The organism is Cellulomonas sp. NPDC057328 (assembly GCF_042667215.1).
Lineage (GTDB): Bacteria > Actinomycetota > Actinomycetes > Actinomycetales > Cellulomonadaceae > Cellulomonas.
Genome location: NZ_JBHUZW010000006.1, coordinates 43,709 through 68,649 on the forward strand (window position 1 = coordinate 43,709; position 24,941 = coordinate 68,649).

At 76.0% G+C, this 24,941-nt stretch carries 24 protein-coding genes and 1 riboswitch; of the genes, 18 read left to right on the forward strand and 6 right to left on the reverse strand.

What is annotated here, in order from left to right; genetic code table 11:
* Positions 1 to 163: 163 nt before the first annotated feature.
* The gene (locus tag ACFUMH_RS02365; protein ID WP_378199789.1) at positions 164 to 1,336 is read right to left on the reverse strand and encodes an SLC13 family permease; all 1,173 of its coding nucleotides are present in this window, start codon (positions 1,334 to 1,336) and stop codon (positions 164 to 166) included.
* A gap of 238 nt (positions 1,337 to 1,574) precedes the next feature.
* On the opposite strand from ACFUMH_RS02365, the gene ACFUMH_RS02370 reads away from it, so the two are divergent.
* Both ACFUMH_RS02370 and ACFUMH_RS02375 read left to right on the forward strand, forming a co-directional pair.
* Positions 1,575 to 1,823: a hypothetical protein gene (locus ACFUMH_RS02370; protein ID WP_378199792.1), complete on the forward strand. Its 249-nt coding sequence runs from the start codon at positions 1,575 to 1,577 to the stop codon at positions 1,821 to 1,823.
* Positions 1,820 to 2,794, forward strand: coding sequence for a Clp protease N-terminal domain-containing protein (locus ACFUMH_RS02375; protein ID WP_378199795.1), 975 nt, complete (start codon positions 1,820 to 1,822; stop codon positions 2,792 to 2,794). The genes ACFUMH_RS02370 and ACFUMH_RS02375 overlap by 4 nt, the downstream gene beginning before the upstream one ends.
* 6 nt (positions 2,795 to 2,800) lie before the next feature.
* Here ACFUMH_RS02375 and ACFUMH_RS02380 read toward each other — a convergent pair whose 3' ends face one another.
* On the reverse strand, positions 2,801 to 3,448 hold the full coding sequence (locus tag ACFUMH_RS02380; protein WP_378199798.1) for a response regulator: 648 nt from the start codon (positions 3,446 to 3,448) through the stop codon (positions 2,801 to 2,803).
* On the reverse strand, positions 3,445 to 4,689 hold the full coding sequence (locus ACFUMH_RS02385; RefSeq protein WP_378199801.1) for a sensor histidine kinase: 1,245 nt from the start codon (positions 4,687 to 4,689) through the stop codon (positions 3,445 to 3,447). The genes ACFUMH_RS02380 and ACFUMH_RS02385 overlap by 4 nt, the downstream gene beginning before the upstream one ends.
* Before the next feature lie 164 nt (positions 4,690 to 4,853).
* Between ACFUMH_RS02385 and ACFUMH_RS02390 the strand changes: the two genes are divergently transcribed.
* Together ACFUMH_RS02390 and ACFUMH_RS02395 are read left to right on the forward strand one after the other, a co-directional pair.
* Positions 4,854 to 5,582, forward strand: a complete 729-nt coding sequence (locus ACFUMH_RS02390; protein ID WP_378199804.1) for an ABC transporter ATP-binding protein — start codon at positions 4,854 to 4,856, stop codon at positions 5,580 to 5,582.
* Complete coding sequence (locus tag ACFUMH_RS02395; RefSeq protein ID WP_378199807.1) at positions 5,579 to 6,457, forward strand: ABC transporter permease; 879 nt, start codon at positions 5,579 to 5,581, stop codon at positions 6,455 to 6,457. Before ACFUMH_RS02390 ends, ACFUMH_RS02395 begins: the two co-directional genes overlap by 4 nt.
* 96 nt (positions 6,458 to 6,553) lie before the next feature.
* Here ACFUMH_RS02395 and ACFUMH_RS02400 read toward each other — a convergent pair whose 3' ends face one another.
* Complete coding sequence (locus ACFUMH_RS02400) at positions 6,554 to 8,878, reverse strand: (Fe-S)-binding protein (protein ID WP_378199809.1); 2,325 nt, start codon at positions 8,876 to 8,878, stop codon at positions 6,554 to 6,556.
* Positions 8,879 to 9,092: 214 nt separating this feature from the next.
* Here ACFUMH_RS02400 and ACFUMH_RS02405 point away from each other — a divergent pair, with 214 nt between their 5' ends.
* The 7 genes from ACFUMH_RS02405 to mnhG all read left to right on the forward strand — a co-directional run bounded on the left by ACFUMH_RS02405 (position 9,093) and on the right by mnhG (position 16,389).
* On the forward strand, positions 9,093 to 9,380 hold the full coding sequence (locus ACFUMH_RS02405; protein WP_378199811.1) for a hypothetical protein: 288 nt from the start codon (positions 9,093 to 9,095) through the stop codon (positions 9,378 to 9,380).
* Between the two features lie 297 nt (positions 9,381 to 9,677).
* A complete protein-coding gene (locus ACFUMH_RS02410) occupies positions 9,678 to 12,806 on the forward strand; it encodes a Na+/H+ antiporter subunit A (RefSeq protein ID WP_378199814.1) in 3,129 nt (1,042 codons plus the stop codon).
* 5 nt (positions 12,807 to 12,811) lie between these two features.
* Complete coding sequence (locus ACFUMH_RS02415; protein ID WP_378199859.1) at positions 12,812 to 13,336, forward strand: Na(+)/H(+) antiporter subunit C; 525 nt, start codon at positions 12,812 to 12,814, stop codon at positions 13,334 to 13,336.
* The gene (locus ACFUMH_RS02420) at positions 13,333 to 14,916 is read left to right on the forward strand and encodes a Na+/H+ antiporter subunit D (RefSeq protein ID WP_378199817.1); all 1,584 of its coding nucleotides are present in this window, start codon (positions 13,333 to 13,335) and stop codon (positions 14,914 to 14,916) included. Before ACFUMH_RS02415 ends, ACFUMH_RS02420 begins: the two co-directional genes overlap by 4 nt.
* Positions 14,913 to 15,491 (forward strand): Na+/H+ antiporter subunit E, encoded by a 579-nt coding sequence (locus ACFUMH_RS02425; RefSeq protein WP_378199820.1) that lies wholly within the window; start codon positions 14,913 to 14,915, stop codon positions 15,489 to 15,491. The genes ACFUMH_RS02420 and ACFUMH_RS02425 overlap by 4 nt, the downstream gene beginning before the upstream one ends.
* Positions 15,488 to 15,937: a monovalent cation/H+ antiporter complex subunit F gene (locus tag ACFUMH_RS02430; RefSeq protein ID WP_378199823.1), complete on the forward strand. Its 450-nt coding sequence runs from the start codon at positions 15,488 to 15,490 to the stop codon at positions 15,935 to 15,937. The genes ACFUMH_RS02425 and ACFUMH_RS02430 overlap by 4 nt, the downstream gene beginning before the upstream one ends.
* Before the next feature lie 2 nt (positions 15,938 to 15,939).
* Entirely contained in the window at positions 15,940 to 16,389 is a 450-nt protein-coding gene (gene mnhG / locus ACFUMH_RS02435) for a monovalent cation/H(+) antiporter subunit G (protein ID WP_378199862.1), read from the forward strand.
* Between the two features lie 31 nt (positions 16,390 to 16,420).
* Here the strand turns inward: mnhG and ACFUMH_RS02440 are convergent, their stop codons facing one another.
* Positions 16,421 to 16,801 carry a MerR family transcriptional regulator gene (locus tag ACFUMH_RS02440; protein ID WP_378199826.1) on the reverse strand — a complete coding sequence of 127 codons (381 nt, stop codon included), beginning with the start codon at positions 16,799 to 16,801 and terminating at the stop codon, positions 16,421 to 16,423.
* A gap of 157 nt (positions 16,802 to 16,958) precedes the next feature.
* On the opposite strand from ACFUMH_RS02440, the gene ACFUMH_RS02445 reads away from it, so the two are divergent.
* Positions 16,959 to 18,524 (forward strand): SulP family inorganic anion transporter, encoded by a 1,566-nt coding sequence (locus tag ACFUMH_RS02445; protein ID WP_378199830.1) that lies wholly within the window; start codon positions 16,959 to 16,961, stop codon positions 18,522 to 18,524.
* A 143-nt stretch (positions 18,525 to 18,667) separates the two neighbouring features.
* Here ACFUMH_RS02445 and ACFUMH_RS02450 read toward each other — a convergent pair whose 3' ends face one another.
* Positions 18,668 to 18,922, reverse strand: a complete 255-nt coding sequence (locus ACFUMH_RS02450) for a DUF4235 domain-containing protein (protein WP_378199833.1) — start codon at positions 18,920 to 18,922, stop codon at positions 18,668 to 18,670.
* A 158-nt stretch (positions 18,923 to 19,080) separates the two neighbouring features.
* Positions 19,081 to 19,203, forward strand: a riboswitch (TPP riboswitch).
* 76 nt (positions 19,204 to 19,279) lie between these two features.
* Between ACFUMH_RS02450 and ACFUMH_RS02455 the strand changes: the two genes are divergently transcribed.
* The 6 genes from ACFUMH_RS02455 to ACFUMH_RS02480 all read left to right on the forward strand — a co-directional run bounded on the left by ACFUMH_RS02455 (position 19,280) and on the right by ACFUMH_RS02480 (position 24,860).
* A complete protein-coding gene (locus tag ACFUMH_RS02455; protein WP_378199836.1) occupies positions 19,280 to 20,377 on the forward strand; it encodes a thiamine ABC transporter substrate binding subunit in 1,098 nt (365 codons plus the stop codon).
* A 10-nt stretch (positions 20,378 to 20,387) separates the two neighbouring features.
* Entirely contained in the window at positions 20,388 to 22,115 is a 1,728-nt protein-coding gene (locus ACFUMH_RS02460) for an ABC transporter permease (protein ID WP_378199839.1), read from the forward strand.
* Positions 22,112 to 23,215 carry an ABC transporter ATP-binding protein gene (locus ACFUMH_RS02465; protein ID WP_378199842.1) on the forward strand — a complete coding sequence of 368 codons (1,104 nt, stop codon included), beginning with the start codon at positions 22,112 to 22,114 and terminating at the stop codon, positions 23,213 to 23,215. The genes ACFUMH_RS02460 and ACFUMH_RS02465 overlap by 4 nt, the downstream gene beginning before the upstream one ends.
* Positions 23,216 to 23,237: 22 nt before the next feature.
* Positions 23,238 to 23,990: a hypothetical protein gene (locus ACFUMH_RS02470; protein WP_378199844.1), complete on the forward strand. Its 753-nt coding sequence runs from the start codon at positions 23,238 to 23,240 to the stop codon at positions 23,988 to 23,990.
* A 92-nt stretch (positions 23,991 to 24,082) separates the two neighbouring features.
* Positions 24,083 to 24,532 carry a hypothetical protein gene (locus ACFUMH_RS02475; protein ID WP_378199847.1) on the forward strand — a complete coding sequence of 150 codons (450 nt, stop codon included), beginning with the start codon at positions 24,083 to 24,085 and terminating at the stop codon, positions 24,530 to 24,532.
* An 85-nt stretch (positions 24,533 to 24,617) separates the two neighbouring features.
* Positions 24,618 to 24,860, forward strand: a complete 243-nt coding sequence (locus tag ACFUMH_RS02480; RefSeq protein WP_378199850.1) for a hypothetical protein — start codon at positions 24,618 to 24,620, stop codon at positions 24,858 to 24,860.
* The last annotated feature ends 81 nt before the right edge of the window (positions 24,861 to 24,941 follow it).

Genomic DNA, 24,941 nt, shown 5'->3' on the forward strand with positions numbered 1-24,941 from the left:
CGCCGCCTGCTGTCGCGCCGACTGCGGCAGGTCGCGGCGACTGCGGCAGGTCGCGGCGACTGCGGTAGGTCCCCCCGACTGCGGTAGGTGCAACACCCGCACTCGGTGGGAGGTACCGCACTCGGCGAGGGAGGGAGGGCGGGCGGGGAGGGGAAGCGGGCGGTCAGGTGGCGACGACGACCACGGCGCCGACCGACGTCGCCACCACCGGTGCCGCGAGGAGGAGGCCCTGGCGGACGATCGCGCCGGCGGGCACGTGCAGCATCAGCGCGCGGCAGCGCTGCCACCACAGGATCGTCGCGAGCGAGCCCCACGGCGTGAGGACCGCGCCCGCGCCCGTGCCGATGAGCAGCGCCGCGAGCCGCAGCGGGTCGCCGGTGGCGGCGGGCTCGAGGGCCAGGTACGCGGGCAGGTTGTTGACGGCGTTCGACGCGAGCGCCGCGGTCGCCGCGAGGCGCAGCAGGGCGCCGAGGTCGTCACCGTCCCCGGCCGCCGACGCGGCCAGCACCGCACCGCCGTGCACGCGCAGCGTCTCGACGACCACGAACAGGCCGGCCACCACGAGCACGGTGCGCCAGGGCACCAGCCGGGGGAGCGGTGCCGGCCACGGCCGCCGGCGCACGACCGTGGCGACGGCGAGCACGACGGCGGCCGCCCCGCCGGCCACCACCGGCTCGACCCCCGCGACGAACGCCACCGCCATGACGGCCGTGACCGCCGCCGCGACGACGAGCAGGGGGCGGTCCGGTGCGGGACGCGCGGGTGCGGCCTCGTACCGCCCGGCGAGGGCCCGCCGGTCGCGCACCGCGAGCAGTGCGACGGTGACGACGACGGCGGTCAGCGCGGGCGCCCACATGAGCGCGAGGTAGTCGGCCCCGGTCGCGCGCAGCGCCCGGTCGGCGAGCAGGTTCGTGAGGTTGGAGACCGGCAGCACGAGCGACGCCGTGTTGGCGAGCGCGACGACGACGAGCGCGAACCGCAGCGGGTCGGACCCGGTGCGCCGGGCGAGCGCGACGACGACGGGCGTCAGCAGCACCGCCGTGGTGTCGAGCGAGAGGACGGCCGTCGAGAGGGTCGCCAGCACGACGACGAGCAGCCACAGCACCCAGCGCCGCCCGCCCGCGAGCCGCGACGTGGCCGCGGCGGCCGCCTCGAACAGCCCGGCGCCGGCGCACAGCTCCGCGACCACGGTCAGCGCGACGAGGAAGAGCAGCACGGGCCCGGTGCGCTCGAGCAGGTCCCGGGCGTCCCCGCCGGGCAGCGCACCCGTCACCACGAGCACGGCACCGACGACGGTCGCGAGCAGCCACCAGGGCACCCGCCGGACCGCACGCACACGCGGACGCTACGGCACGGGCCGGGGCGCCACCCACCGGCGCCGCGGACGCCTCCGCCGAGCTCGCCCCTCGGCTCCCGAGGTCGCCGCCCGCGACCGGCGACCTCGCCACCGGACCGGCGAGCTCGCCGGATCTGCCGAGCGGGACGGACGTGGGCACGCGGGGGCGCCACGGCGGACCGACGCCTTTGGCAACCGCGGTTGACACACGTCGAACCAGCAACCTAGGTTGACAGGCATGGAGGAGCCCCGGGTCGCCGTCGCTGCGGGCGACACCTCCGACCCGCTCACCGGGCTCCGCGCCGTCTCGTCCCTGCGGGTGCTCGTCGAGTCGTACGAGCTGCGCCAGGTCGAGGCCGCGCTGCGCGCCGGCATGAGCTGGCAGGAGGTCGCCGACGCGCTCGGCGTCACCCGGCAGGCCGTCCACAAGAAGTACGCCAAGCGGATCGACCCGACCATCGCCGTCCCCCGGAGGAACCGCGCATGAGCCGCCTGACGGACGCCGTCGTCCTGTCCCAGCAGATCGTCGTCACCGCCACGGAGGAGGCGTACCGCGCCGGTCACGCCGAGCTCGACGTCGACCACCTGCTCGTCGCGCTCGCCGCGGTCGGTGGACCGGCCGGGCAGGTGCTCCGCTCGCTGGGGGTCACCGTCGACCGTGCGCGCGCCGCCGTCGCGCAGGTGCACGCCGACCGGCTGGCCCGCGCCGGCGTCGCGGTGCCGCCGGTGCCGCCGCGCGACATGCCCCGGACGGGTGGCGGGCTCCCGTGGTCGCCGCGCGCCGACCGGGTGCTGTCGGCAGGTCGGTGGGAGCTGCCCTCCGCCGACGACCGGCCGGACCTGCGCGCGCTCGTGCGTGAGCCGGGCGGGTTCGTCGCCGAGGCGCTCGCCGTGCTCGAGCTCGACCCGGACCGTGTGCTCGCGGCCGTCGACGCATGGCGGGCGACCGCCCCCGGGCCGTCCGGGGCGCTCGTCAGCCCGGACCCGCGGCCGTGGCGCACGGTCAGCCGCTCCGGCTGGGTCCCCGCGCCGGCGGCGGAGGTCTGGTCGCTGGTCACGGACCCGGCCCGCCGGACGACGTGGGACCCGTGGTACTCGACCGTCGACGAGCAGCCCGACGGGACCCTGCTCGCCACGGTCGTCGGCCCGGCGGACGGTGCCAAGCGCGTGCCCGACGGCTTCGAGCGGCAGCATGTCGTCCCGGTCGCGCGCGAGGAGGGCCGGCTCGTCGAGTGGGAGCTCCGCCGCCCCGACCGGCCCGGCGGCGCGCCCGTGCAGCGGCTGGCGGTCGCGCTCACGCCGTCCGGCGACGGCACGCGCGTGGACCTGACCGTGCGGTGGCTCGGGAGTGGCGGCTGGCGCGCGGTCGTCGGGACGCTGCTGCGCCCGGTCGCTCGGTTCACCTGGGGGCAGATGCTCCTGGCCAAGCACGCCGGCATCGCCCGCGCGGTGCGCTGACGGCCGTCAGGACCCCAGCAGCCCCAGGTCCAGCGCGCGCAGCACCGCGCGCGTGCGGTCCCGGACGCCGAGCTTGAGCAGCACCGCCGACACGTGGTTCTTCACGGTCCCCGGCGCGAGGTGCAGCGTGTCCGCGATCTCGCGGTTGGACCAGCCGGCGGCGAGCAGCCGCAGGACGTCGAGCTCGCGTGCGGTCAGCGGCTCGGGCCGGTCGATGCCCTCGACCACGACGGGCCGCTCGAGCAGCGCCCGCAGCAGCCGGTCCGTCACCGCGGGCTGCCACAGGCGCTCGCCGGCGGCCACGCGCCGCACCGCGTCGACGAGCTGCGCGAGCGTGACGTCCTTGAGCAGGTACCCGCGCGCGCCGGCACCGAGCGCGCGAGCGACGAGCGTGTCGTCGTCGAAGGTCGTGAGGACGAGCACGGGCGTCGGGTCGTCGGCCTCGCGCAGGGCCTCGAGGGTCGCGATGCCGTCGCGGCGCGGCATCTGCAGGTCGAGCAGGAGGACGTCGGGCCGGTGCTCCGCGACGAGCGCGAGCGCCTCGTCCCCGTCGGCGCCCTCGGCGACCACGTCGACGGTGTCGGACAGCCCGAGCAGCCCGCGGACGCCCTGCCGCACGAGCGTCTGGTCGTCGACCAGGACGACGCGGATCACGTCGGCACCCGCGCCGTCACGCGGAACCCCCGGCCCGGCCCCGGGTCGACGACGAGCGTGCCGCCCAGCGCCGTCACCCGCTCCTGCATGCCGCGCAGCCCGTGCCCGGGCTCCCACGCGATCGCGCCGGGCCCGTCGTCGTGCACGTCGACCTCGACGACGCCGTCGCCGTCCCGTCGCACGTGCACCGCCAGCCGCGTCGCACCGGGCGCGTGGCGCAGCGCGTTCGTCGCCGCCTCCTGCACGCACCGGACGACGGCGACGAGGTGCGCGTCGTCGAGGTGCACCGCCGCGTCGACCGACAGCGACGTCGCGAGCCCGGGCAGGTCGAGGACGTCGCGCAGCGCCGGCTCCAGCCCGCCCGCCGCGCCGCCGCGCAGCTCGCCGACGACCGTCCGCACGTCCCGCAGCAGGTCCTTGGCCACCGTGCGCGCCCGGCCGACGTGCTCCGCGGCCGCGCCGTCGACGCGGTGCGACGCGATCTCCAGCTCGAGGGCGAGCGCCGTGAGCTGGTGCCCGATGACGTCGTGCAGGTCCCGCGCGATGCGCAGCCGCTCGGCGTCCCGGCTGGTGACGGCGAGCAGGGCGCTCGTGGCGCGCAGGTCGGCGTGCGCGGCGGCGAGGTCCGCGTGCACCGCGGCGAGGTCGGCGTGCGCGGCGTCGGCCTCCGCCCGGGCCTGCGCCTCCCGCAGGGCCGTCCGGACGGTGATGGCGGCGAACGTCTGGAACGCCGCGTAGACGACCACCGTGAACGGCACGCCCACCACGCCCCGGCCGGCGAGCGCCGCGCCCACCGCCGTCGCGAGCGACTGCACCGTGACGAGCGCGACGAGCCCGGGCGTGCCGAGCGCCGCGCTCGCGGCGGCCGTGGTCACGACGAAGAGCACGGGCGTCCAGTCGGCCGTCGGGTTCGCGACCCACGCGACCGACGCCGCCACGACGAGGACGACGACGAGCACCCGCTCCGGCGGCGGCCGGCGCAGCCGCACGACCTCCGCGTCGACCGCGAACACCGCCGCGTACACGAGGAAGGCCGCCCACCAGACGGTGCGCGCGGCGACCGGCACGTCGGAGAGCGCCACGTCCGCCACGAGCTGCGCGACGCCGACGGCGAGGACGGCGACCACGCCGGCGCCGGCCCCGAGGCGGTCGGCGGGGGTGGGTGCGGCGGGCGGGCCCGGGTCCGGGCCGTCGGCCGCCGCTCCCGCGCCCGCCGGCGTGCCCCTCCGCACGGCGTCCACCCGGCGACCGTAGCGCGGTGCCCGCGGGCCCGGGAGTGCCGGAGGTCATGGTCGGACCCGGTGACCGCCGGCACGTCCGCGGCACCTCTGCGCGTCCCTAGCGTCGATCGCGTCGCACCGGCACCCGCAGGGGGGTGGCGGGCGGACGAGGGAAGGGGCCGGCCGTGGGCGCGGTGCTGGAGCTGGAGGGCGTGCACAAGGAGTACGCGGGCGTCCCGGCGCTCGACGGGCTCGACCTGCGGGTCGAGGAGGGGGAGCTGGTCGCGGTGCTCGGGCCCAACGGCGCGGGCAAGACGACGACGTTCGAGCTGCTGCTGGGGCTCGTGCGGCCGACGCGGGGGAGCGTCCGGGTGCTCGGCGGGCGACCGGGGGCGCGGCGGGGGCGCGTCGGCGCGATGCTGCAGGGCGCCGGCCTGCCGGAGCAGGTCACCGTGCGCGAGCTCGTCGGGCTCGTGGGCCGCGCGTACCCGCGGGCGTACCGGACCGACGACGTGCTGGCGCGCACCGCGCTGACCCGGCACGCCGACAAGGTCGTCACGGCCCTGTCCGGCGGCGAGCGCCAGCGGCTGCTGCTGGCGATGGCGCTGGTCGGCGCGCCCGACCTGCTCCTGCTCGACGAGCCGACGGCCGCGATGGACGTCGCGTCCCGGCGCGCCTTCTGGGACCGGGCCCGCGAGAGCGTCGCCGACGGCGCGACCGTCGTGTTCGCCACGCACGACCTGCTCGAGGCGCAGGGCGTCGCGGACCGCGTCGTGGTCGTCGCCGACGGCCGGGTGCGCGCCGACGCCACCCCCGACGCCCTCACCCACCACGGGCGGGACGACCTCGAGGAGGTCTTCCTCACCCTCACGCAGGAGCGCACGAGCGCCGGACCGGACGGAGAGGACCGATGACCACCACCGCACGCACGACCCCGGGCTCGCCGGGGCCCGGCTCGCGCCACGCCGGGACGCAGCACGCCGGCACGCGTCGCACCGGGGGCGTCGCCGGGCTGCTGGCCCGGACCGTCGTCGTCGGCCTGCGCTCGTCGTTCCGCGACGCGGAGTTCGCGGTCGGTGCCGTCGCCGTGCCGGTGCTGCTGTACGCGATGTTCGGGCTGCCGAACGCGTCGTCGACCCTGCCCGGCGGCACCCGCGTCGGGCTCGCGATGCTCGTCTCGCTCACCGCCTACGGGGTGGTGTCGCTCGCGCTCTTCACGTTCGGCGAGAACGTCGCCAAGGACCGCGGCCGCGGGTGGCTGCGCACGCTGCGGGCGACGCCGTTCCCGACGGGCGTGTACCTGGCCGGGACGTCCCTGACCGCGGCGGTGCACGCCGTGCTCATCGTGCTCAGCACGGGGCTGCTCGCCGCGACCGCCGGCGGCGTCCGGCTGGACGCGGGCCGGTGGCTGGCGTTCGGGGCGTTCATGTCCGCCGGTGTGCTGCTCTTCAGCACGCTGGGGTTCGCCATCGCGTTCCTCGCGCGGCCGCGGGCGGCGACGGTCGTCGCGAACCTGCTGTTCCTGCCCCTGGCGTTCGCGTCCGGGTTCTTCATGCCGCTGTCCGAGCTGCCCGCCGTGATGAGCGACGTCGCGCCGTACCTGCCGACGTTCCACTTCGGCCAGCTCGCGTACGGGCTGGTCATGCCGGCGGACGACGTCGTGGCGTTCACCGGGGCGGCGACGCAGCCGGTGGCGCTGCACCTGGCATGGGTGCTCGGCAGCGCGGTGCTGCTCGGGGCGGTGGCGCTGCTGGCGGCGCGGCGCGAGGCGGTCACCCGCCGCGGCTGACGGCAATCCCGGGCCCGCCGTCCCCGGCCGCTCGAGCCTGTCGACGTGGTCGTCGCCGGGGACCACGTCGACAGACTTGCGCCGACCTCCTCGGCGTCAGGCGGACGGGCGGCCGGTCACCCGGTCGAGCAGGAGGACGGCGATGTCGGCCACCTCCGGCACGCCCGGGCGGGCCACCGGTGCGCCGGGGGTCGCCGTGCCGCGGGGGTCGCCCGCCGCCGGCGCGGCGACCGGCTCGCCGGCGTCCGCCGCCCGGGCGGTCGCCGCGACGCCGTCCGACAGCATCACCGTGCAGAACGGGCACGCGGTGGCGATGGCGCCCGCCCCCGTCGCGACCGCCTCGGCGGCCCGGACCGTGCCGATGCGCTCGCCGAGGCTCTCCTCCATCCACATGCGGGCGCCGCCGGCGCCGCAGCAGAAGGACGTCTCCTTGTTCCGGGGCATCTCGGCCAGCGTGACGCCGGGAACGGCCGCGACGAGGTCGCGCGGCGGCGTGTAGACCTCGTTGTGCCGGCCGAGGTAGCAGGGGTCGTGGTAGGTCACGGTCGTGCCCGTGCCGTCGTCCCCGGTGCCGGGGGCGAAGCGCAGCCGCCCCTCGCCGACGAGCCGGTCGAGCAGCTGCGTGTGGTGCACGACGTCGAACCGGCCGCCCATCGCGGGGTACTCGCGGGACAGCGTGTTGAAGCAGTGCGCGCACGTCACGACGACGCGCTGCGCGCCGACCTCGGTGAGCGTCTCGACGTTCTGGCTCGCGAGCATCTGGTAGAGCAGCTCGTTGCCGGCGCGGCGGGCGGGGTCGCCGGTGCACGTCTCGCCGTCGCCGAGCACCGCGAACGAGACGCCCGCGACGTGCAGCAGCTCCGCCACCGCGCGGGTCGTCCGCTTCGCGCGGTCCTCGAACGCGCCGGCGCACCCGACCCAGAACAGGTAGTCGACCTCCGCGGCCGACTCGACGTCGACGCCGACCACCGGGACGTCGAACGGCAGCCCCTTCGCCCAGTCGAGGCGCTGCCGCGCCGGCAGCCCCCACGGGTTGCCGCGGCGCTCGAGCTTGGTGAACGTGCCGCCGAGCTCGGCGGGGAACGCCGACTCCATGAGCACCTGGTAGCAGCGGATGTCGACGAGCGTGTCGACGTGCTCGATGTCGACCGGGCACTGCTGCACGCAGGCGCCGCACGTCGTGCAGGACCACAGGACGTCGGGGTCGATCACGCCCGCGCCGACGAGGTCGACGCCGAGGTGCGGGTCGGCCGTGGCCTCCGGCGTCGCACCCGCGGCCCGTGCCGCCGTCACCCAGGGCGCGGTCGCGGCGGCGTGGTCGCGCAGCGCGGTCATGACGAGCTTGGGGTTGAGCGGCTTGCCGGTGGCCCACGCCGGGCACTGCTCCTGGCAGCGGCCGCACTCGGTGCAGGTGGACGTGTCGAGCAGCTGCTTCCAGGTGAGGTCCTCGACCGCGCCGGCGCCGAGGCGGAGGTCGTCGGGCAGGTCCTCGGCGGCCGTGAGGTCGAGCGGCTCCCCGTCGGGACCGCGCAGCGGCGCGAGCGGGCCGAGCGCCGGTGCGCCGTCGGGCTCGCGGCGCGCGTACACGTTCACGACCGCGAGGAACCGGTGCCACGCGATGCCGGCCGTCGGCGAGAGGCCGACGAACACGAACCAGCCCATCGACACGAGGATCTTCACGGTGGCGACCACGAGGACCGCCGCCTCGAGCGTCGCCGCCTGCGTCCCCGTCCACGCCGCGCCGAACCACGCGGTGAGCGGGAAGTGCAGCGCGGTCGCCCACGGCTCGCCGTCCTGCACGCCCAGCGCGTACTCGAGGCCGCGCAGCACCAGCACCGCGAGCACGACGAGCCAGATCGTCGCCTCGACGACGTACGCCCAGCGCATGTTCGACCGGAAGAACCGGGACCGCCGCTGCTGCGCGGTCGCGGGCTGCGGCGCGCCGCCCGCGTGCGGGACGGCCTCGTCGCCCGCCTCGGCCCCCGTCGTCACCGGCACCGCCGGACGCGGCCGGGCGCGCAGCCGGACCGACGTCAGGTAGGCGATGCCCACGAGGCCCAGCCACGCGAACGCCTCGACCGCCCACTCGAGCGGCGGCCAGTGCCCGAGGACCGGCAGCCCGTACCGGGGGTCGACCAGCTGCCCGTAGCCCGTCAGCAGCGTGACGACCAGGACGGGGAACGACACCATGACGACCCAGTGCGCCGCGCGGACCGCCGGCCGCTGCTGGAAGCGCCCGTGCCCGACGACCTCGCGCACCAGCGTGCCCAGCCGCACACCCGCCGGCCCCGACCGCCCGGGCGCCGCGCGTCCGATGCGCACGGTCCGCACGATCACCACGACGCCGCGCACGAACGCGGCCACGCCGACGGCGGTGGCGACCGACGCCAGCACGACGCACACCAGCTGCAGGGGGCTCACCCGGCTCACGCTAACGGCCGCCGACGACGGGGGACCCGGCCGTCCGACCCAGGTGCACGGGTGCCGCGTCCCGCAGGGCTGTGGGCGGCTCGACGGCGCGACGGGCGGCCCCCACGACCGCTCGACCCGCCCACAGCCCGCGCGACGGCGACCTCGTCCACCGGCATCCCGGCGCCCGCTTGCCGACGCCACGGGTGCGCGCAGCATGGACGGCATGGAGACCTACGTCATCCCCGTCACGTTCCCCGACCTCGACACGGCCAAGCGGGACGGGGACACGTTCCTCGACCGGCTGCGCACCGCCGGCCTCACCGCCGAGATGCCGGACGGCCTGCACGACGACGGCGAGGAGGGTGCGGGTCGCCCGGACCCCGGCCCGACCACGGTCGAGCTGCGCGTGCGCGCCGCCGACGGCGACGAGGCGCGGCGGCAGGTCCAGACCGTCATGGACGGCCAGTTCCCGCCCGGCATGCTGCTGCTCGGCGACCCGATCCAGGTCTGACGGCACGCCGCCGCAGCGGGCGTGCCGTCGCCGCCGACCCCGCCGGGTCGGCATGGTCCCGGGTCGGGGTGCCCGTCGATGTCACAAGGAGTGCTCGACGATCGCTTGGTAGAGTGGTGACGTCCCCCTTGCCCATCTCGACGGCGCTCTCGCGTCGCCGTGCATGGCCGCACCTTCGACACCCGGCCGCCGGCTCCCCCCGGACGGTCCCGGGGCGCGCGCCCCCCGCCGCCGCCCCGGTCGGGCCACATCGCACCACCCCGACCACCGCCCCCGACCAGGACGGAGAGCCGGACGTTGCTGCTGCTGCTGACCGTGCACCTCGCAGCGGCCCTCGTCGCGCCCGCGCTCGTCTCCTGGCTGGGACGCAAGGCGTTCCTGCTGCTGGCCCTCGTGCCCGCGTCCGCCGCCGCCTGGGCGCTGGCGCAGACCGCCGCCGTGCGCGACGGCCGCGGCGCCGTCGAGGTGGTCGAGTGGATCCCGACGCTGGGGCTCGAGCTCGCCTTCCGTCTCGACACGCTGTCGTGGCTGATGACGGTCGTCGTGGGCGGTGTCGGGGCGCTGGTCCTCGTGTACTGCTCGGCGTACTTCACGTCGACGGCGTCGGGCCTCGGCCGGTTCGCGGGCGTGTTCACGGCCTTCGCGGGCTCGATGCTCGGGCTGGTCACGGCCGACGACATGCTGCTGCTGTTCGTGTTCTGGGAGCTGACGACGGTGACGTCGTACCTGCTCATCGGGCACTACGCGGACCGCAAGGCGAGCCGCCGGGCGGCCATGCAGGCGATCGTCGTCACCACGGCGGGCGGCCTGGCGATGCTCGTCGGCGTGGTGCTGCTCGGCGAGCAGGCCGGCACGTACTCGCTGTCCGGGCTGCTGGCCGACCCCCCGCGCGAGGGCGGGCTCGTCGTCGCCGCGGTCGCGTGCCTGCTGGCCGGCGCCGTCACGAAGTCGGCGCTCATCCCGTTCCACTTCTGGCTGCCCGCCGCGATGGCCGCGCCGACGCCGGTCAGCGCGTACCTGCACGCCGCGGCGATGGTGAAGGCCGGTGTGTACCTCGTCGCGCGCTTCGCCCCCGCGTACGCCGACCAGCCCGTGTGGCAGTGGTCGGTCGTGCTGCTGGGCGGCGGCACCCTGCTCCTCGGCGGCTACCGCGCGCTGCGCCAGCACGACCTCAAGCTGGTCCTCGCGTTCGGCACGGTGAGCCAGCTCGGCCTCATCATCCTGCTCGTCGGGCAGGGCACGCAGGGCGCGGCGCTGGCGGGCCTCGCCATGCTCGGCGCCCACGCCATGTTCAAGGCGGCGCTGTTCCTCGTCGTCGGCGTCGTCGACGCCGCGTGCGGCACGCGCGACCTGCGCCGCCTGTCGGGCGTCGGGCGGGAGCTGCCGTGGACGGCCGCCGCCGGCGCGCTCGCCACCGCGTCGATGATCGGCCTGCCGCCGTTCGCCGGCTACGTCGCCAAGGAGGCCGGGCTCGAGGCGCTGCTGCACGCGGAGGGCGACCCGCTCGGCTGGGTCGTGCTCGGTGCGGTGGTCGTGGGCTCCGCCCTCACCGTGGCGTACGGGCTGCGGCTGTGGTGGGGCGCGTTCGCGACCAAGTCCGCGGTGCTCACCAAGGCGCAGACGGACGACGGCGAGGGCGGCACGACGACGACGTCGCTCGCCGACGGCGGGCACGAGTCGTCGACGCCCGCACGGATCACGCACCCCTCGATGCTGCTGGTGTGGCCCGCGCTCGTGCTGGCGGTGCTGGGCGTGCTCGTCGCGCTGCTGCCGGGGCTCGGGGAGGAGCTGCTGCTGCCGCACGCGTCGACGTACCCGCACGGCGAGCCGGGGCACCTCGTGCTGTGGGCCGGGATCACGCCGGCGTTCTGGCTCACGGTCGCGATCCTCGGCACCGGTGCGCTGCTGTTCGTGGCGCGGGACCGGGTCGAGCGCTGGCAGGCGCGCGTGCCGGGCGTCCTCGAGGCCGACCGCGTCTACCGCCGGTCCATGCGGCGCCTGGACGACCTCGCCGCGGACGTCACCGCGCTCACCCAGCGCGGCTCGCTGCCCGTGTACCTCGGCATCATCCTGGTCGCCTGGGTGACGGTCGTCGGCACGGCCCTGCTCACGGGCACGTCGTGGCCCGTCGCGGTGCGCCCGTGGGACTACGCCGCGCAGGGCGTCTTCGGCGCCGTCGTCGTCGTGTCGGCGGTGCTCGCGGCGCGCGCGCGTCGCCGGCTGAAGGCGATCATCCTGCTCGGCATCGGCGGGTACGCGCTCGCCGGGCTCTTCCTGCTGCACGGCGCCCCCGACCTCGCGCTCACGCAGGTGCTGGTCGAGACCATCTCGCTCGTCGTCTTCGTGCTCGTGCTGCGACGCCTGCCCCCGTACTTCTCCGACCGGCCGCTCGCGCTGTCCCGGTACGTGCGGCTCGCGATCGGGGTCGCCGTGGGCGTCGCCGTCGCCGGGATCGCGCTGGTCGCCCCCTCCGCGCGCGTGCACGCGCCCGTGTCCGCCGACTTCGCGGAGGAGGCGTACGAGTTCGGCGGCGGCAAGAACATCGTCAACGTGACCCTGGTCGACATCCGCGCGTGGGACACGATGGGCGAGATCTCGGTGCTGCTGGTGGCCGCGACGGGCGTCGCCTCGCTCGTCTTCCTCTCCGCGCGCTCGGGCCGGATCTTCCGCGAGCGCGAGGCGCCCGCGGACCGCGCCGTGTGGGGCGGGGTGCCCGACCCGATGGCGGCGATCCGCCGTCCCGCCGGATCGGTGACGGCGACGCCGGACGCCGAGCCCGGCACCGGGCGGGCCGGCGTCGGCACCGGGTCGCGCGCCCGGGAGTGGCTGCGCGCGGGCCGCACGCTGGCCCCGCAGCGCCGGTCCGTCATCTTCGAGGTCGTCGTGCGGCTGCTGTTCCACACGATGATCGTCTACTCGCTGTACCTGCTGTTCAGCGGCCACAACCAGCCGGGCGGCGGGTTCGCCGCGGGTCTCGTGACGGGCATCGCGCTCGCCGTCCGGTACCTCGCCGGCGGGCGGTACGAGCTCGGCGAGGCGGCGCCCGTGCAGCCGGGCGTGCTGCTGGGACTGGGCCTGTTCCTGTCGGCCGGCGTCGGCCTGGGCGCGCTCGTGCTCGGCGGGACCGTGCTGCAGTCGTGGATCCTCGAGTTCAGCCTGCCGGTGTGGGGCGAGGTCAAGCTCGTCACGAGCCTGTTCTTCGACGTCGGGGTGTACCTCGTGGTCGTCGGCCTCGTGCTCGACGTGCTGCGCAGCCTCGGCTCGGAGATCGACCGGCGCGCCGAGTCGGGCGAGGACGAGGTCGCGGCCGACGCGGTGGGCGGCGAGGACGCGGTGCGGCTCGAGGCCGGCGAGACCGTGCCGGCGCGCGCGGCGGGCCACGCCGTGGAGCGCGGGTCGGACGACGGGCCGGAGGTGGTCCCGTGATCGACATGAGCCCGAACCTGACGCTCGTCGTGGTGATCGGCGTGCTGTTCGCCGCCGGCACGTACCTCGTGCTCGAGCGCAGCCTGACGCGCGTGCTCGTCGGCATCGCGATGCTCAGCAACGGCGCGAACCTGCTCATCCTCGTGGCGGGCGGCGCCGCGGGCGGGCCGCCGCTCATCGGCGTGACGCCCGAGGGCGAGATGTCCGACCCGCTGCCGCAGGCGCTCGTGCTGACGGCCATCGTCATCACGCTGGGGCTGACGGCGTTCCTGCTGGCGATGGCGTACCGCTCGTGGCAGCTGCACCGCCACGACGAGGTGCAGGACGACGTCGAGGACCGCCGCATCGCCCGGCTCGCCGCGCGCGACGAGCGCGCGTTCGAGGACACCGACACGGAGGGCGACGGCGAGAGCCTCGCCGAGGAGGCGGCGCTGGCGCGCGACGAGACCGACCGCGGCGGACCGGGCACCGGCGGCACCGACCACGGGCCCGCGCACGACGACGACCGCGGGACGGGGGTGGCGCGATGACGACGGACTGGACATGGCTCGTGCCGCTGCCCGTGGTCCTGCCGCTCTCGGGCGCCGGTCTGGCGCTCGCGCTCGCGCGGCGGCCCCGGCTGCAGCGCATCGTCACGGTCGTCGTGCTGTCGCTCGTGCTCGTCGTCTCGGCGGGGCTCCTCGTCCTCGCCGACGGCGGGCCGGTCGTCGTCGACGTCGGCGGCTGGGCCGCCCCGGTCGGCATCGACCTCGTCGCGGACCGGCTGTCGGCGCTCATGCTCACCGTCTCGTCGGCCGTGACGCTGTGCGTCCTGCTGTACTCGCTCGCCCAGGGCCAGCAGGACGGCGAGAGCGGCGCGCCCGTCTCGATCTACCACCCGACGTACCTCGTGCTGTCCGCGGGCGTCGCGAACGCGTTCCTCTCGGGCGACCTGTTCAACATCTACGTCGGCTTCGAGATCCTGCTCGCCGCGTCGTACGTGCTCATCACGCTGAGCGGCACGGGCGAGCGGATCCGCGCGGGCACCGTGTACGTCGTCGTGTCGATCCTGTCGTCGATCCTGTTCCTCGTCGCGATCGCCGGGATCTACGCCGCGACCGGCACGCTGAACCTCGCCCAGCTGGCGCTGCGCCTGCCGGAGATCGACCCCGGCGTGCGGCTCGCGCTGCAGGTCATGCTGCTGCTCGCGTTCGGCATCAAGGCGGCGGTGTTCCCGCTGTCGGCGTGGCTGCCGGACTCGTACCCGACGGCGCCCGCCCCGGTCACCGCCGTGTTCGCGGGCCTGCTGACGAAGGTCGGCGTCTACGCGATCATCCGCACGCAGAGCCTCCTGTTCCCGGAGGGGCGCGTCGACGACGTGCTCATGGTGCTCGCGCTCGCGACGATGCTCGTCGGCATCCTCGGTGCCGTCGCGCAGGACGACATCAAGCGACTGCTGTCCTTCACGCTCGTCAGCCACATCGGGTACATGGTGTTCGGCATCGCGCTCGGCACCGAGACCGGCTGGACCGCGGCGATCTACTACGTCGTCCACCACATCACCGTGCAGACGGCGCTGTTCCTCGTCATCGGGCTCGTCGAGCGGTTCGGCGGGACGACGTCGCTCGACCGCCTCGGCGGCCTCGCCAAGCTGGCGCCGGTGCTGGCGATCCTCTTCTTCGTGCCCGCGATGAACCTCGCCGGCATCCCGCCGCTGTCCGGGTTCCTCGGCAAGGTGGGACTCCTCGAGGCCGGGGTCGACGTCGGCACGCCGCTCGCGTACGCGCTCGTGGTGGGGTCCGTCGTGACGTCGCTCCTGACGCTGTACGCGCTGGTCAAGGCGTGGAACAAGGCGTTCTGGCAGACGTCGCCGGAGGAGCTGCCCGGGACGCGGGTGCCCGCGACGATGGCCGTGCCCGCCGGTGCGCTGGTCGCGGTCGGGCTCGCGCTCACGGTGTTCGCCGGCCCGCTGTACTCGTACACCGAGCGTGCCGCGGAGACGCTGATCGAGCGCACGCCGTACGTCGAGGCCGTGCTGCCGGACGGCCTGCGCGGGCAGGGCGAGTCCGCCGACGTCGCCGAGACCGACGACGAGCCCGGGTCCGACGACGCCGTGGAGGTGGACCCGTGAGCCTGCACCCCCGCCGCGGGTCGCTGCGCACGCAGTGGCCCACCGTCGTCTGGCTGACCGCCGTGTGGGTCCTGCTGTGGGGCGACCTCACCCTCGGCAACCTCGTCAACGGCGCGCTGCTCGGCGTGCTCGTGACCGTCGGCCTGCGCATGACGCCGATCGACCTGCACGGGCGCGTGCGTCCCGGTGCGCTCGCCGCGCTCGTGGGGCGCTTCCTCGTCGACCTCGTGCGCGCGTCGTTCGAGGTCAGCTGGGTGGCGCTGCGCCCCCGGCACACGCCGCGTGGTGCCGTGGTCTGCGTGCAGCTGCGCAGCCACTCGGACCTGTACCTGACGCTGACCGCCGAGCTCGTGTCCCTCGTGCCGGGGTCGCTGGTCGTCGAGGCGCACCGGCTCACGGGCCGGCTGTACATCCACGTGCTCGACGTGGAGACGTCGGGCGGCGTCGAGGCGGCACGGCAGTCGGTGCTGGACCAGGAGGAGCGGGTGCTGCGCGCGCTCGCGTCGGACGACGAGCTGGCGGAGGCGGGTCTCGCACCCGGCCGGCGGCCCGCACGGGCGGAGGTGCCGCGATGACCGCGATGGACGTGGTGGTCGGCGTCAGCGCCGTGCTGCTCACCCTCGGCGCCGGCTTCGCGATCGTGCGGGCGGAGAAGGGGCCGTCGATGCTCGACCGCACGGTCGCGCTCGACATCGTCGTCACGGCGATGGTCGCCGCCGTCGCGCTGTACGCGGCCGCGCGCCGCCGCGCCGACGTCGTGCCGATCCTCGTCGTCCTCTCGCTCGTCGGGTTCGTCGGGTCGGTGACGATCGCGCGCTTCGCCTCCGTCGAGCCGGAGGGCGAGGGCCGCGTCCGCACGCGCGAGGAGGTCGCCGCCGAGGAGGCCGAGCGCCGCCGCCAGGAGCAGGAGGACGAGGCGCAGCGCCGGCGCCCGCACGTGCCCGAGAGCACGCGGGACACGGTCGAGGACGAGCCGGACGCCGAGGCGCACGGCGGCGGCGCGGAGGGGGAGGTCCGGTGACGGTGGAGCGGTGGACCCTCGTGGCCGACGTCGTGTCGGTCGTCTGCCTGCTGGGCGGGGCGTTCTTCGTGCTCGCGGCGGGCGTCGGCGCGCTGCGGTTCCCCGACCTGCTGTCGCGCATGCACGCGGGCACCAAGCCCCAGACGCTCGGGCTCGTCCTCGTGCTGGTGGGTCTCGCGCTCCGGCTGCGGGAGGGCGGCGCGGTGTGGGCGCTCGTGCTCGTCGCGATCTTCCAGATGCTCACCGCCCCGGTCGCCGCGCACATGGTCGGTCGGGCCGGCTACCGCACCGGCAAGGTGCGGCACGACCTGCTCGTCGTCGACGAGCTCACGCGCGACCTCGAGGAGGCCGGCGGGGGCACGACCGACGACCCGGAGGCGGGCGAGCGCACGGGACCGGACGCGGAGGAGCGGGTCGACCCCGCCGCGCCCGGCGGCCCGGGGACGCGCTGAGGCGGCACGACCGGACGGGCGGGGCCGGGCGTCAGCGGGCCTCGAGCAGGGCGATGAACTCGTCCGCCATGGCGAGGCGGCGCGCGAGGTCGGCGCGGCGCTCCCGGGCGGCGACGACGTAGCCGTCCAGCTGCGCGCGCAGCGAGTCGTCGACGTCCCCGGCCGCGAGGCGGTCGGTCACGGCGAGCAGGTCCGCCATCTCCTCGAGCGAGAACCCGAGGGGCTTCATGCGCCGGATCAGCAGCAGCCGCTCGACGTCGGCGTCCGTGTACAGGCGGAAGCCGCCGTCGGTGCGGCCGGACGGACGCAGCAGGCCGACCTCGTCGTAGTGCCGCAGCGTGCGCAGCGACAGGCCCGTGCGCTCCGCGACCGCGCCGATGTGCATGGTCGTCGCCTGCGAGCCGTCGGTCATGGGCACATCCTGCCGGGTCGTCGGCCACCGCCGGCCGGGACGGTCGACCCTACCCTCACGTGAGGGTAGAGTTGCCGCCGCCCCAGGGCGCCACGCCCTGCCGTGCCCGACGCCGCGCACGGTCCCCGCCCCGCATCACCCCCGGAAGGGGACAGCTGTGCCTGCCGACACGCCCCGCGAGCCCGCGCCCGTCGTCCCGCGCGCCGACCCGGCGCCCACGCCCGTCCCCGTCGACGGCGCCCCCGAGGCGGACGCCACGTGGTCCGTCCGCTCCGCGCTGCGCTCGCCCGCGCGCCTGCGCACCGAGGTGCTCGCCGGGCTGGTCGTCGCGCTCGCGCTCATCCCCGAGGCGATCGCCTTCTCGATCATCGCCGGCGTGGACCCGCGCGTCGGGCTGTTCGCGTCGTTCACCATGGCGGTCACGATCGCGGTCGTCGGCGGGCGGCCGGCGATGATCTCCGCCGCGACGGGAGCCGTGGCGCTGGTCGTCGCGCCGGTGGTGCGCGACCACGGCCTCGACTACCTCCTGGCGACCGTGGTGCTCGCGGGCGTCCTCCAGGTCGTGCTCGGGCTCGCCGGCGTCGCGCGGCTCATGCGGTTCATCCCCCGCTCGGTGATGGTCGGCTTCGTCAACGCGCTGGCGATCCTCATCTTCACGTCGCAGCTGACGCACCTGGTCGACGTGCCGTGGGTCGTCTACCCGCTCGTCGCGGCGGGGATCGCGATCATGGTGCTGCTGCCGCGGTTCACCACGGTCGTCCCGGCGCCCCTGGTCGCCATCGTGCTGCTGACCGTCCTGGTCGTCGCGGCGGGCATCGCCGTGCCGACCGTCGGGGACGAGGGCGCGCTGCCGGAGAGCCTGCCGTCGCTCCTCGTCCCGGACGTGCCGTTCACGCTCGAGACGCTGCAGATCGTCCTCCCGTACGCGCTGGCGATGGCCGTGGTCGGGCTGCTCGAGTCGCTCATGACGGCGAAGCTCGTCGACGAGGTCACCGACACGCACTCCGACAAGACGCGCGAGGCATGGGGGCAGGGCGTCGCGAACGTCGTCACCGGGTTCTTCGGCGGCATGGGCGGCTGCGCGATGATCGGCCAGACGATGATCAACGTGAAGGTGTCGCGGGCGCGGACCCGCATCTCCACGTTCCTCGCGGGCGTCTTCCTGCTCGTGCTGTGCGTGGGCCTCGGCGACGTCGTCGCGATCATGCCGATGGCGGCGCTGGTCGCCGTGATGGTCATGGTGGCCGTCGGGACGTTCGACTGGCACTCGCTGCGCACGCTGCGCCGCATGCCGCTGTCCGAGACCGCGGTGATGGTCGCGACCGTCGCGGTGACCGTGGCGACGCACAACCTCGCGTACGGCGTGGGCGTCGGCGTGCTCGTCGCGACGGTGCTGTTCGCGCGGCGCGTCGCGCACCTGACGACGGTCACGCGGCTCGACGCGGCGGACGACGACGGGGAGCGCGTGTACGCCGTCGAGGGCGCGCTGTTCTTCGCGTCCTCCAACGACCTGGTGCACCGGTTCGACTACGCCGGCGACCCGGCGCGCGTCGTCGTCGACCTGTCCCGGGCGCACGTGTGGGACGCGTCCACGGTCGCGGCGCTCGACGCGATCCGGCAGCGCTACGCCGCCCGCGGCACGGAGGTCGAGTTCGTCGGCGTCAACGCCGACAGCGCGGCCCGCCTGGACCGCCTGGCGGGCCGCCTGGGCGCGGGCCACTGACGCACGCGCGCCCGCCGATCCCCCACCGGACGCGAGGTCGCGGGTTGCGTGCAAGGTCGCGGTTTCCAGCCCGCGACCTCACACCGAACCCGCGACCTCGCAGCGGACCCGCGATCTCACAGGGGCCGCGAGGGTGAGACCGGCTAGCGGGCGATGAGCTTGGCCGCGCCGCGGGTCGCCAGCACGCGCGACAGCGCGACCACCGCACCCGTGATGACGGCCGCCACGGCGACCTCGGAGAAGTTGATGTCGTCGTCGGTCGAGTCCGGTGCCGGCGGCTTGTGGCCCCGGGCCTTCTCCCAGCCGAGCTCGACGACCCTGTGCGCGACCCACGCCGCACCGAGCGTCACGCCCATCCCGACGAGCTTCGCCACCATCGACTTGTCGTTGTCGCCCAACGCGTCCTCCCAGGTCGTGCGCCGTGTTGCGGTGCTGGCACGACGCTAACGGGGTGCGGGGCACTCCGCAGTCCGGTGGGCGCCGGGCGCCGCTGCGGACCCGGGGGCCGGGCGTCGGACGCGTGTCCGACGACGTCGGTGCACGGGTCTAGGATCGCGGTGAACGACAGGGGAGCGTCGGGCGTCCGCGAGGACGCGCTGGACGCTGAGAGTGCGGACCACCGCAGACCCTCGAACCTGATCCGGGTGATACCGGCGTAGGGAGTCGGGCTAGCTCTTTCCCCGCCGGTCGTGCGTCCCCGCGGGTGCGTGCGTCGGCGTGGGACCCCTCCGCACGACGACGGAGGACACGACCACATGACCCCCCGCACCCGCACCGGTGCCCGCACCCTCGCCCTCGCCGGCGTCGCGTCCCTCGCGCTGAGCGCCTGCTCGGCGGTCGGCGGCGGCGCCGACGACGCGTCCGGCGACCCCAGCGGCAGCGCCGACGCCGGCACGGTCACGCTCGTCACGCACGAGTCGTTCGCGCTCGCCGAGGGCCTGCTCGAGCAGTTCGAGGAGGAGTCGGGCCTGACCGTCGAGGTGGTGCAGCAGGCCGACGCCGGCGCGCTCGCGAACCAGCTCGTGCTCACCAAGGACGCCCCGCTCGGCGACGTCGTCTACGGCCTCGACAACACGTTCGCGACGCGCGCGCTCGACGAGGGGGTCGTCGTCCCGGCCGACGTGACGGCACCCGCCGCCGAGGACGCCGCCGCCTACGCCGTCGAGGGCGACGACGAGGGTGCGCTGATCGCGGTGGACTACTCGGACGTCTGCCTCAACGTCGACACGACGTGGTTCGCGGCGCAGGGCGTCCCCGAGCCGACGACGCTCGAGAGCCTCCTCGACCCGGCGTACCGGGACCTGGTCGTCGTGCCGGACCCCGTGACGTCGTCGCCGGGCCTGGCCTTCCTGCTCGCCACCGTCGGCGCGTACGGCGAGGACGGCTGGACGGGGTACTGGGCGGGGCTGCGCGACAACGGGCTCAAGGTCGCGAGCGGCTGGGAGGAGGCCTACTACACCGACTTCACCGCCGGCGGCGGCGACGGGCCGCGCCCGGTCGTCCTGTCGTACGCGTCGTCCCCGCCGTTCACCGTCCCCGAGGGCGGCACGGAGCCGACGACCCGCGCGCTGCTCGACACGTGCTTCCGCCAGGTCGAGTACGCGGGCGTGCTCGCGGGCGCCGAGAACCCGGAGGGCGCGGCGCAGCTGATCGACTTCCTGCTCTCCGACGAGGTGCAGGCCGACATCCCGACGTCGATGTACGTGTACCCGGTGAGCTCGGCCGTGGAGCTGCCGGAGGAGTGGACGCGGTGGGCGCCGCTCGCCGAGGAGCCGTTCGAGGTCCCGGCCGCGGACATCGACGCGCACCGCGAGGAGTGGCTGACGCAGTGGTCCGACACGGTCGTGGGCTGACGACCCGGCCATGACGACGACGCTCGAGCGGGCCCGCCCCGCCGCCGCACCCCCCGGGGTCCGCGGCGGCGGGGTGCCGCTCGGGCGCGTCCTCGCGTGGGCGGCCGCGGTCGCGGCGCCGCTGCTGTTCCTCGGCGTGTTCTTCGCCTGGCCGGTCGCGGCGATCGTGGGGCGCGGGTTCGTCGCGGACGGCGTGCTCGACCTCGGCGGGTTCGCCGACGTGCTGTCCCGGCCGCGCACGTGGCGGATCGTCGGGCAGACGCTCACGCAGGCGACGCTCGGCACGCTCGGCGCGGTGCTGCTGGGCGTGCCGGGCGCGTACCTGCTGCACCGGTGCACGTTCCGCGGGCGCGGCGCGCTGCGCGCGTTCGTCACGGTCCCGTTCGTGCTGCCGACCGTCGTGGTGGGCGTCGCGTTCCGGTCGCTGCTCGTCGAGGGCGGCCTGCTCGGCGGGCTCGGGCTGGACGGCACGCGGACGGCGATCGTCCTCGCGCTCGTGTTCTTCAACTACGCCGTCGTCGTGCGCACGGTCGGCGGCCTGTGGGAGCGGCTGGACCCGCGCGCCGAGCAGGCCGCGCGGTCGCTGGGTGCGTCGCCGTGGCGCGCGTTCCGCACGGTGACGCTGCCCGCGCTCGCGCCGGCGATCGCGTCGGCGGCGTCGCTGACGTTCCTGTTCTGCGCGACGGCGTTCGGCACGGTGCTCGTGCTGGGCGGGCGGCAGTTCGGCACCGTCGAGACCGAGATCTGGGTGCAGACGACGCAGTTCCTCGACCTGCGCGCGGCGGCCGTGCTGTCGGTGCTCCAGCTCGTCGTCGTGGTCGGCGCGCTCGTGCTCGCCGGCCGGGCGCGGCGCCGCACCGAGCGCGCGCTCGCGCTCACCGAGCCCGTCGACGCGGCGCACCCCGTGCGGATGCGGGACCCGCTCGACGCCGTCGCGGTCGCCGTCACGGCGGTCACCGCGGTCGGCCTGCTGGCGCTGCCGCTCGTCAACCTCGTCGTCCGGTCGCTGCGCACGCCCGACGGCTGGGGGCTGGACAGCTACGCGCGGCTCGCGCAGCCGGCGGACGTGCTGCGCGTCAGCGCGCTCGAGGCCACCGTGACGTCGCTGCGGGTCGCCCTCGACGCGACCGTGCTCGCGCTCGTCGTCGGCGGGCTCGTCGCGCTCGTGGTGTCGCGGCGCCCGCGACGGCCGGCCGGGCGGCGCGCCGTGGCCGGGCTCGACGCGCTGTTCATGCTGCCCCTGGGCGTGTCGGCGGTGACCGTGGGCTTCGGGTTCCTCGTCTCGTTGGACCGGCCGTTCGGGCTGCCGCTGGACCTGCGCACGTCCGGCGTGCTCGTGCCCGTCGCGCAGGCGGTGGTCGCCGTGCCGCTCGTCGTGCGCACCGTGCTGCCGGTGCTGCGGGCGATCGACCCGCGGCTGCGCGAGGCGGCGGCGACGCTCGGTGCCGCGCCGGGGCGCGTCCTGCGGACCGTGGACCTGGCCGTGGCGGTCCGCTCGCTGGGCCTCGCGCTCGGGTTCGCGTTCGCGGCGTCGCTCGGCGAGTTCGGCGCGACGTCCTTCCTCGCCCGGCCGGAGAGCCCGACGCTGCCGGTCGTGATCTTCCGGCTGCTCGGCCGGCCGGGCGTCGACAACTACGGCACGGCCCTGGCGGCGTCCGTGCTGCTCGCGGCGCTGACCGCGGGGATCGTGGCGGTGTGCGAGCGGCTGCGCACGCCGGGCGTGGGGAGCAGCTGGTGAGCGACGGGCTGGGCGTGCGGGACGTCGTCGTGCGGTACCCGGGTGCGGCGCGCGCCGCCGTCGACGGGGTGTCGCTCGACGTGCCCGTCGGCGAGGTGGTGGCGCTGCTCGGCCCGTCGGGGTGCGGCAAGTCGTCGCTGCTGCGCGCCGTGGCGGGGCTCGAGCCGCTCGCCGGCGGCGACGTCGCGTGGGACGGCGTCGGCGTCACCGGCGTGCCCGTGCACCGGCGCGGGTTCGGCCTGCTCTTCCAGGACGGCCAGCTGTTCGGCCACCTCGACGTCGCCCGCAACGTCGCGTACGGGCTGGCCGAGACCCCCCGCGCCGCGCAGGCCGCGCGCGTCGCGGAGCTCCTCGACCTGGTGGGCCTGCCCGGCACGCAGCGCCGCGACGTCGCCACGCTCTCGGGCGGCGAGCGGCAGCGCGTCGCGCTGGCCCGCGCCCTCGCGCCGCGCCCGCGCCTGCTGCTGCTCGACGAGCCGCTGTCCGCGCTCGACCGGTCGTTGCGCGAGCGCCTCGCGCTCGACCTGCGCGACGTCCTCGTCACCACCGGCACCACCGCGCTCTTCGTCACGCACGACCACGACGAGGCCTTCGCCGTCGCCGACCGCGTCGCCGTCATGGACGCCGGGCGCCTGCTGCAGGTCGCCGCGCCCGCGGAGCTGTGGTCGCGGCCGGCGTCGCGCCGCGTCGCGGAGTTCCTCGGGTACGAGGCGTTCGTCGACGTGCCGGCCGACCCCGCGGCGGCGCCCGCGGCGGTGCGCGCGCTCGTCGGGGCGCTCGACCCCGTGCCCGTCGCCGGCACGACCCTCGCGCTCGCGGCGGGTGCGTTCGTCGTCACGACGGGCGGTACGGACGGCGTCGCCGCGGAGAGCGGCACCCCCGACGGCGGCACCGTCACCGGCACCGTCGCCGTGCTCCGCTCCCGCCGCGGCCGCACCGAGGTCGTCGTCGACGTGCCGGGCGCCGGCCGTGTGACGGCGCTCGCGCCCGCCGGCTGGTCCTGCGACCCGGGCACCGCGGTGCCGCTGCGCGCGGACGCCGCCGCCCTGGCCGCGCTGCCGGGTGCGTGGGTAACGTCGGAGCAGCACACCGGCTCGTGACCCGCGACGGAAGTGAGCAGCGATGACGCTGGAAGACCGCCCGATCGTGTCCCTCGACGTCGCCGCCCCGGTGGCCACCGTGTGGGCGCACCTGCGCGACCCGCAGCTCGTCCGCCGCTGGTTCGGCTGGGACTACGACGGCCTCGACGACGAGATCCGGCAGATCTTCGGAGCCGAGGTCCGCGAGCACCACGAGCACGCCGACGGCGTCACGCGCCGCACGCTCACGTGGCCGCACCACGACGTGCTCACGGTGACGGCGCGCGACGACGAGCCGCGCCGCACCCACCTGACGATCACGCGGCGCAGCCACGACGGCCTCGCGGCCTACGACGGCGTGTACGACGAGATCGACGAGGGCTGGGTCGCCTTTGCGCAGCAGCTGCGGTTCGCGCTCGAGCAGCACCCCGGCGAGGACCGCGTGACGCTGTCGGTGCTGGGCCTGGACGCCGGCGACCGCCGCGACCCGCTGCTGTACCGCGCCGGCCTGCACGGCGTGCGGGGCCTGCCCGTCGGCGCGCACGTCGACGTCACCCGTCCCGACGGCTCGCGCGTCGGCGGCACGCTCGTGCACCGCAGCGAGCACCAGGTCGCGATCCACCTGCACGGCATCGCCGAGTCGCTGCTCGTCCTCATGCTCGAGCCGGCCGGGCACCACCCGCCGCACGGGCGCGTGTCCGCGGTGCTGTCGACGTACGGGCTGGACGACGCGACCCTCGCCGAGGCGCGGCGCCGCTGGGCCGGCTGGTGGGGCGCGGAGGCGGCGTCGGCGTAGGTCGGCGCTGGTGGTCGCGGCGGACCGCCCGGCGCGCGCGACCGTCGCCCGGCTCCCAGACTGGACGGCGACGCCGACCCCAGGAGGACCGCATGCGCCGCTCCACGATCACCGCCGTCACCGCCCTCACCGCGGGCGGGCTCCTGCTCACCGGGTGCACCGCCGGCGACGAGGCCCCCGACCCCGACACCGTGCCCTCGACCGTCGTCCCCGAGGACCTCGGCGAGGACCAGGTCCGCGAGGACGAGCTCGACGAGCGCTTCGAGGACCTCGACCAGCAGCTCGAGGAGGCGGAGGCGGGCATCCGCGAGGAGGCCCGGGCCGCCCTCGACGAGGCGGAGGACGCGGTCGACGAGGCGTTCGACGTCCGCGAGGGCACCGCGCAGGACGCCCGCGACGCCGTCGCCGACCGCATCGACGCCTCCGTCGAGCGCATCGAGGCCGCCGCCGCGGACGCGTCCGACGCCTTCAGCCGCGCGCTCACCGAGCTGACGGGCCAGCTGCGGCGCCTGTCCGAGGAGCTGCGCGCGACGCGGGAGTGAGACGCGGGCACCGCTCGGCGGGCGAGCCCGGCCGTCCCGGGTGAGCCTGGTCCGGTCCGACACCTGCGTCCCACCGGAGGATCACATGCCCACGTTCCGCGTGTCCGGCACCGCCCTGCCCACCGCCGAGGCCGGCGACGTCGCGTCGATCGAGGACGCCGTCGCGGGCGAGGACGCCGTGCAGGTCGAGGAGGCGGTCCGTCAGGACGACGGCAGCGTGCAGTTCACGCTGCACGTCGACGCGGCGGACGCCGCCGCGGCGGCCGAGGTCGGCGGGCGCGTCGCGGACCGGATGAGCCCGGGCTCGACGGTCACCGTCCTCGCCTGAGCCGGCCCGAGGCGGGCTGACCCGAGCCGACCCGAGCCGACCCGAGCCGATCCGCGTGCGCGGCGGTGCCCTCCGCGACGA

Excerpts from the sequence above, each read along its gene's own strand:
- ACFUMH_RS02370 (WP_378199792.1), top strand. The coding sequence starts at position 1,575 with ATGGAGGAGCCCCGGGTCGCCGTCGCTGCGGGCGACACCTCCGACCCG.
- ACFUMH_RS02375 (WP_378199795.1), top strand. The coding sequence starts at position 1,820 with ATGAGCCGCCTGACGGACGCCGTCGTCCTGTCCCAGCAGATCGTCGTC.
- ACFUMH_RS02395 (WP_378199807.1), top strand. The coding sequence starts at position 5,579 with ATGACCACCACCGCACGCACGACCCCGGGCTCGCCGGGGCCCGGCTCG.
- ACFUMH_RS02405 (WP_378199811.1), top strand. The coding sequence starts at position 9,093 with ATGGAGACCTACGTCATCCCCGTCACGTTCCCCGACCTCGACACGGCC.
- ACFUMH_RS02415 (WP_378199859.1), top strand. The coding sequence starts at position 12,812 with ATGAGCCCGAACCTGACGCTCGTCGTGGTGATCGGCGTGCTGTTCGCC.
- ACFUMH_RS02420 (WP_378199817.1), top strand. The coding sequence starts at position 13,333 with ATGACGACGGACTGGACATGGCTCGTGCCGCTGCCCGTGGTCCTGCCG.
- ACFUMH_RS02430 (WP_378199823.1), top strand. The coding sequence starts at position 15,488 with ATGACCGCGATGGACGTGGTGGTCGGCGTCAGCGCCGTGCTGCTCACC.
- ACFUMH_RS02440 (WP_378199826.1), bottom strand. The coding sequence starts at position 16,801 with ATGACCGACGGCTCGCAGGCGACGACCATGCACATCGGCGCGGTCGCG.
- ACFUMH_RS02455 (WP_378199836.1), top strand. The coding sequence starts at position 19,280 with ATGACCCCCCGCACCCGCACCGGTGCCCGCACCCTCGCCCTCGCCGGC.
- ACFUMH_RS02460 (WP_378199839.1), top strand. The coding sequence starts at position 20,388 with ATGACGACGACGCTCGAGCGGGCCCGCCCCGCCGCCGCACCCCCCGGG.
- ACFUMH_RS02470 (WP_378199844.1), top strand. The coding sequence starts at position 23,238 with ATGACGCTGGAAGACCGCCCGATCGTGTCCCTCGACGTCGCCGCCCCG.
- ACFUMH_RS02475 (WP_378199847.1), top strand. The coding sequence starts at position 24,083 with ATGCGCCGCTCCACGATCACCGCCGTCACCGCCCTCACCGCGGGCGGG.
- ACFUMH_RS02480 (WP_378199850.1), top strand. The coding sequence starts at position 24,618 with ATGCCCACGTTCCGCGTGTCCGGCACCGCCCTGCCCACCGCCGAGGCC.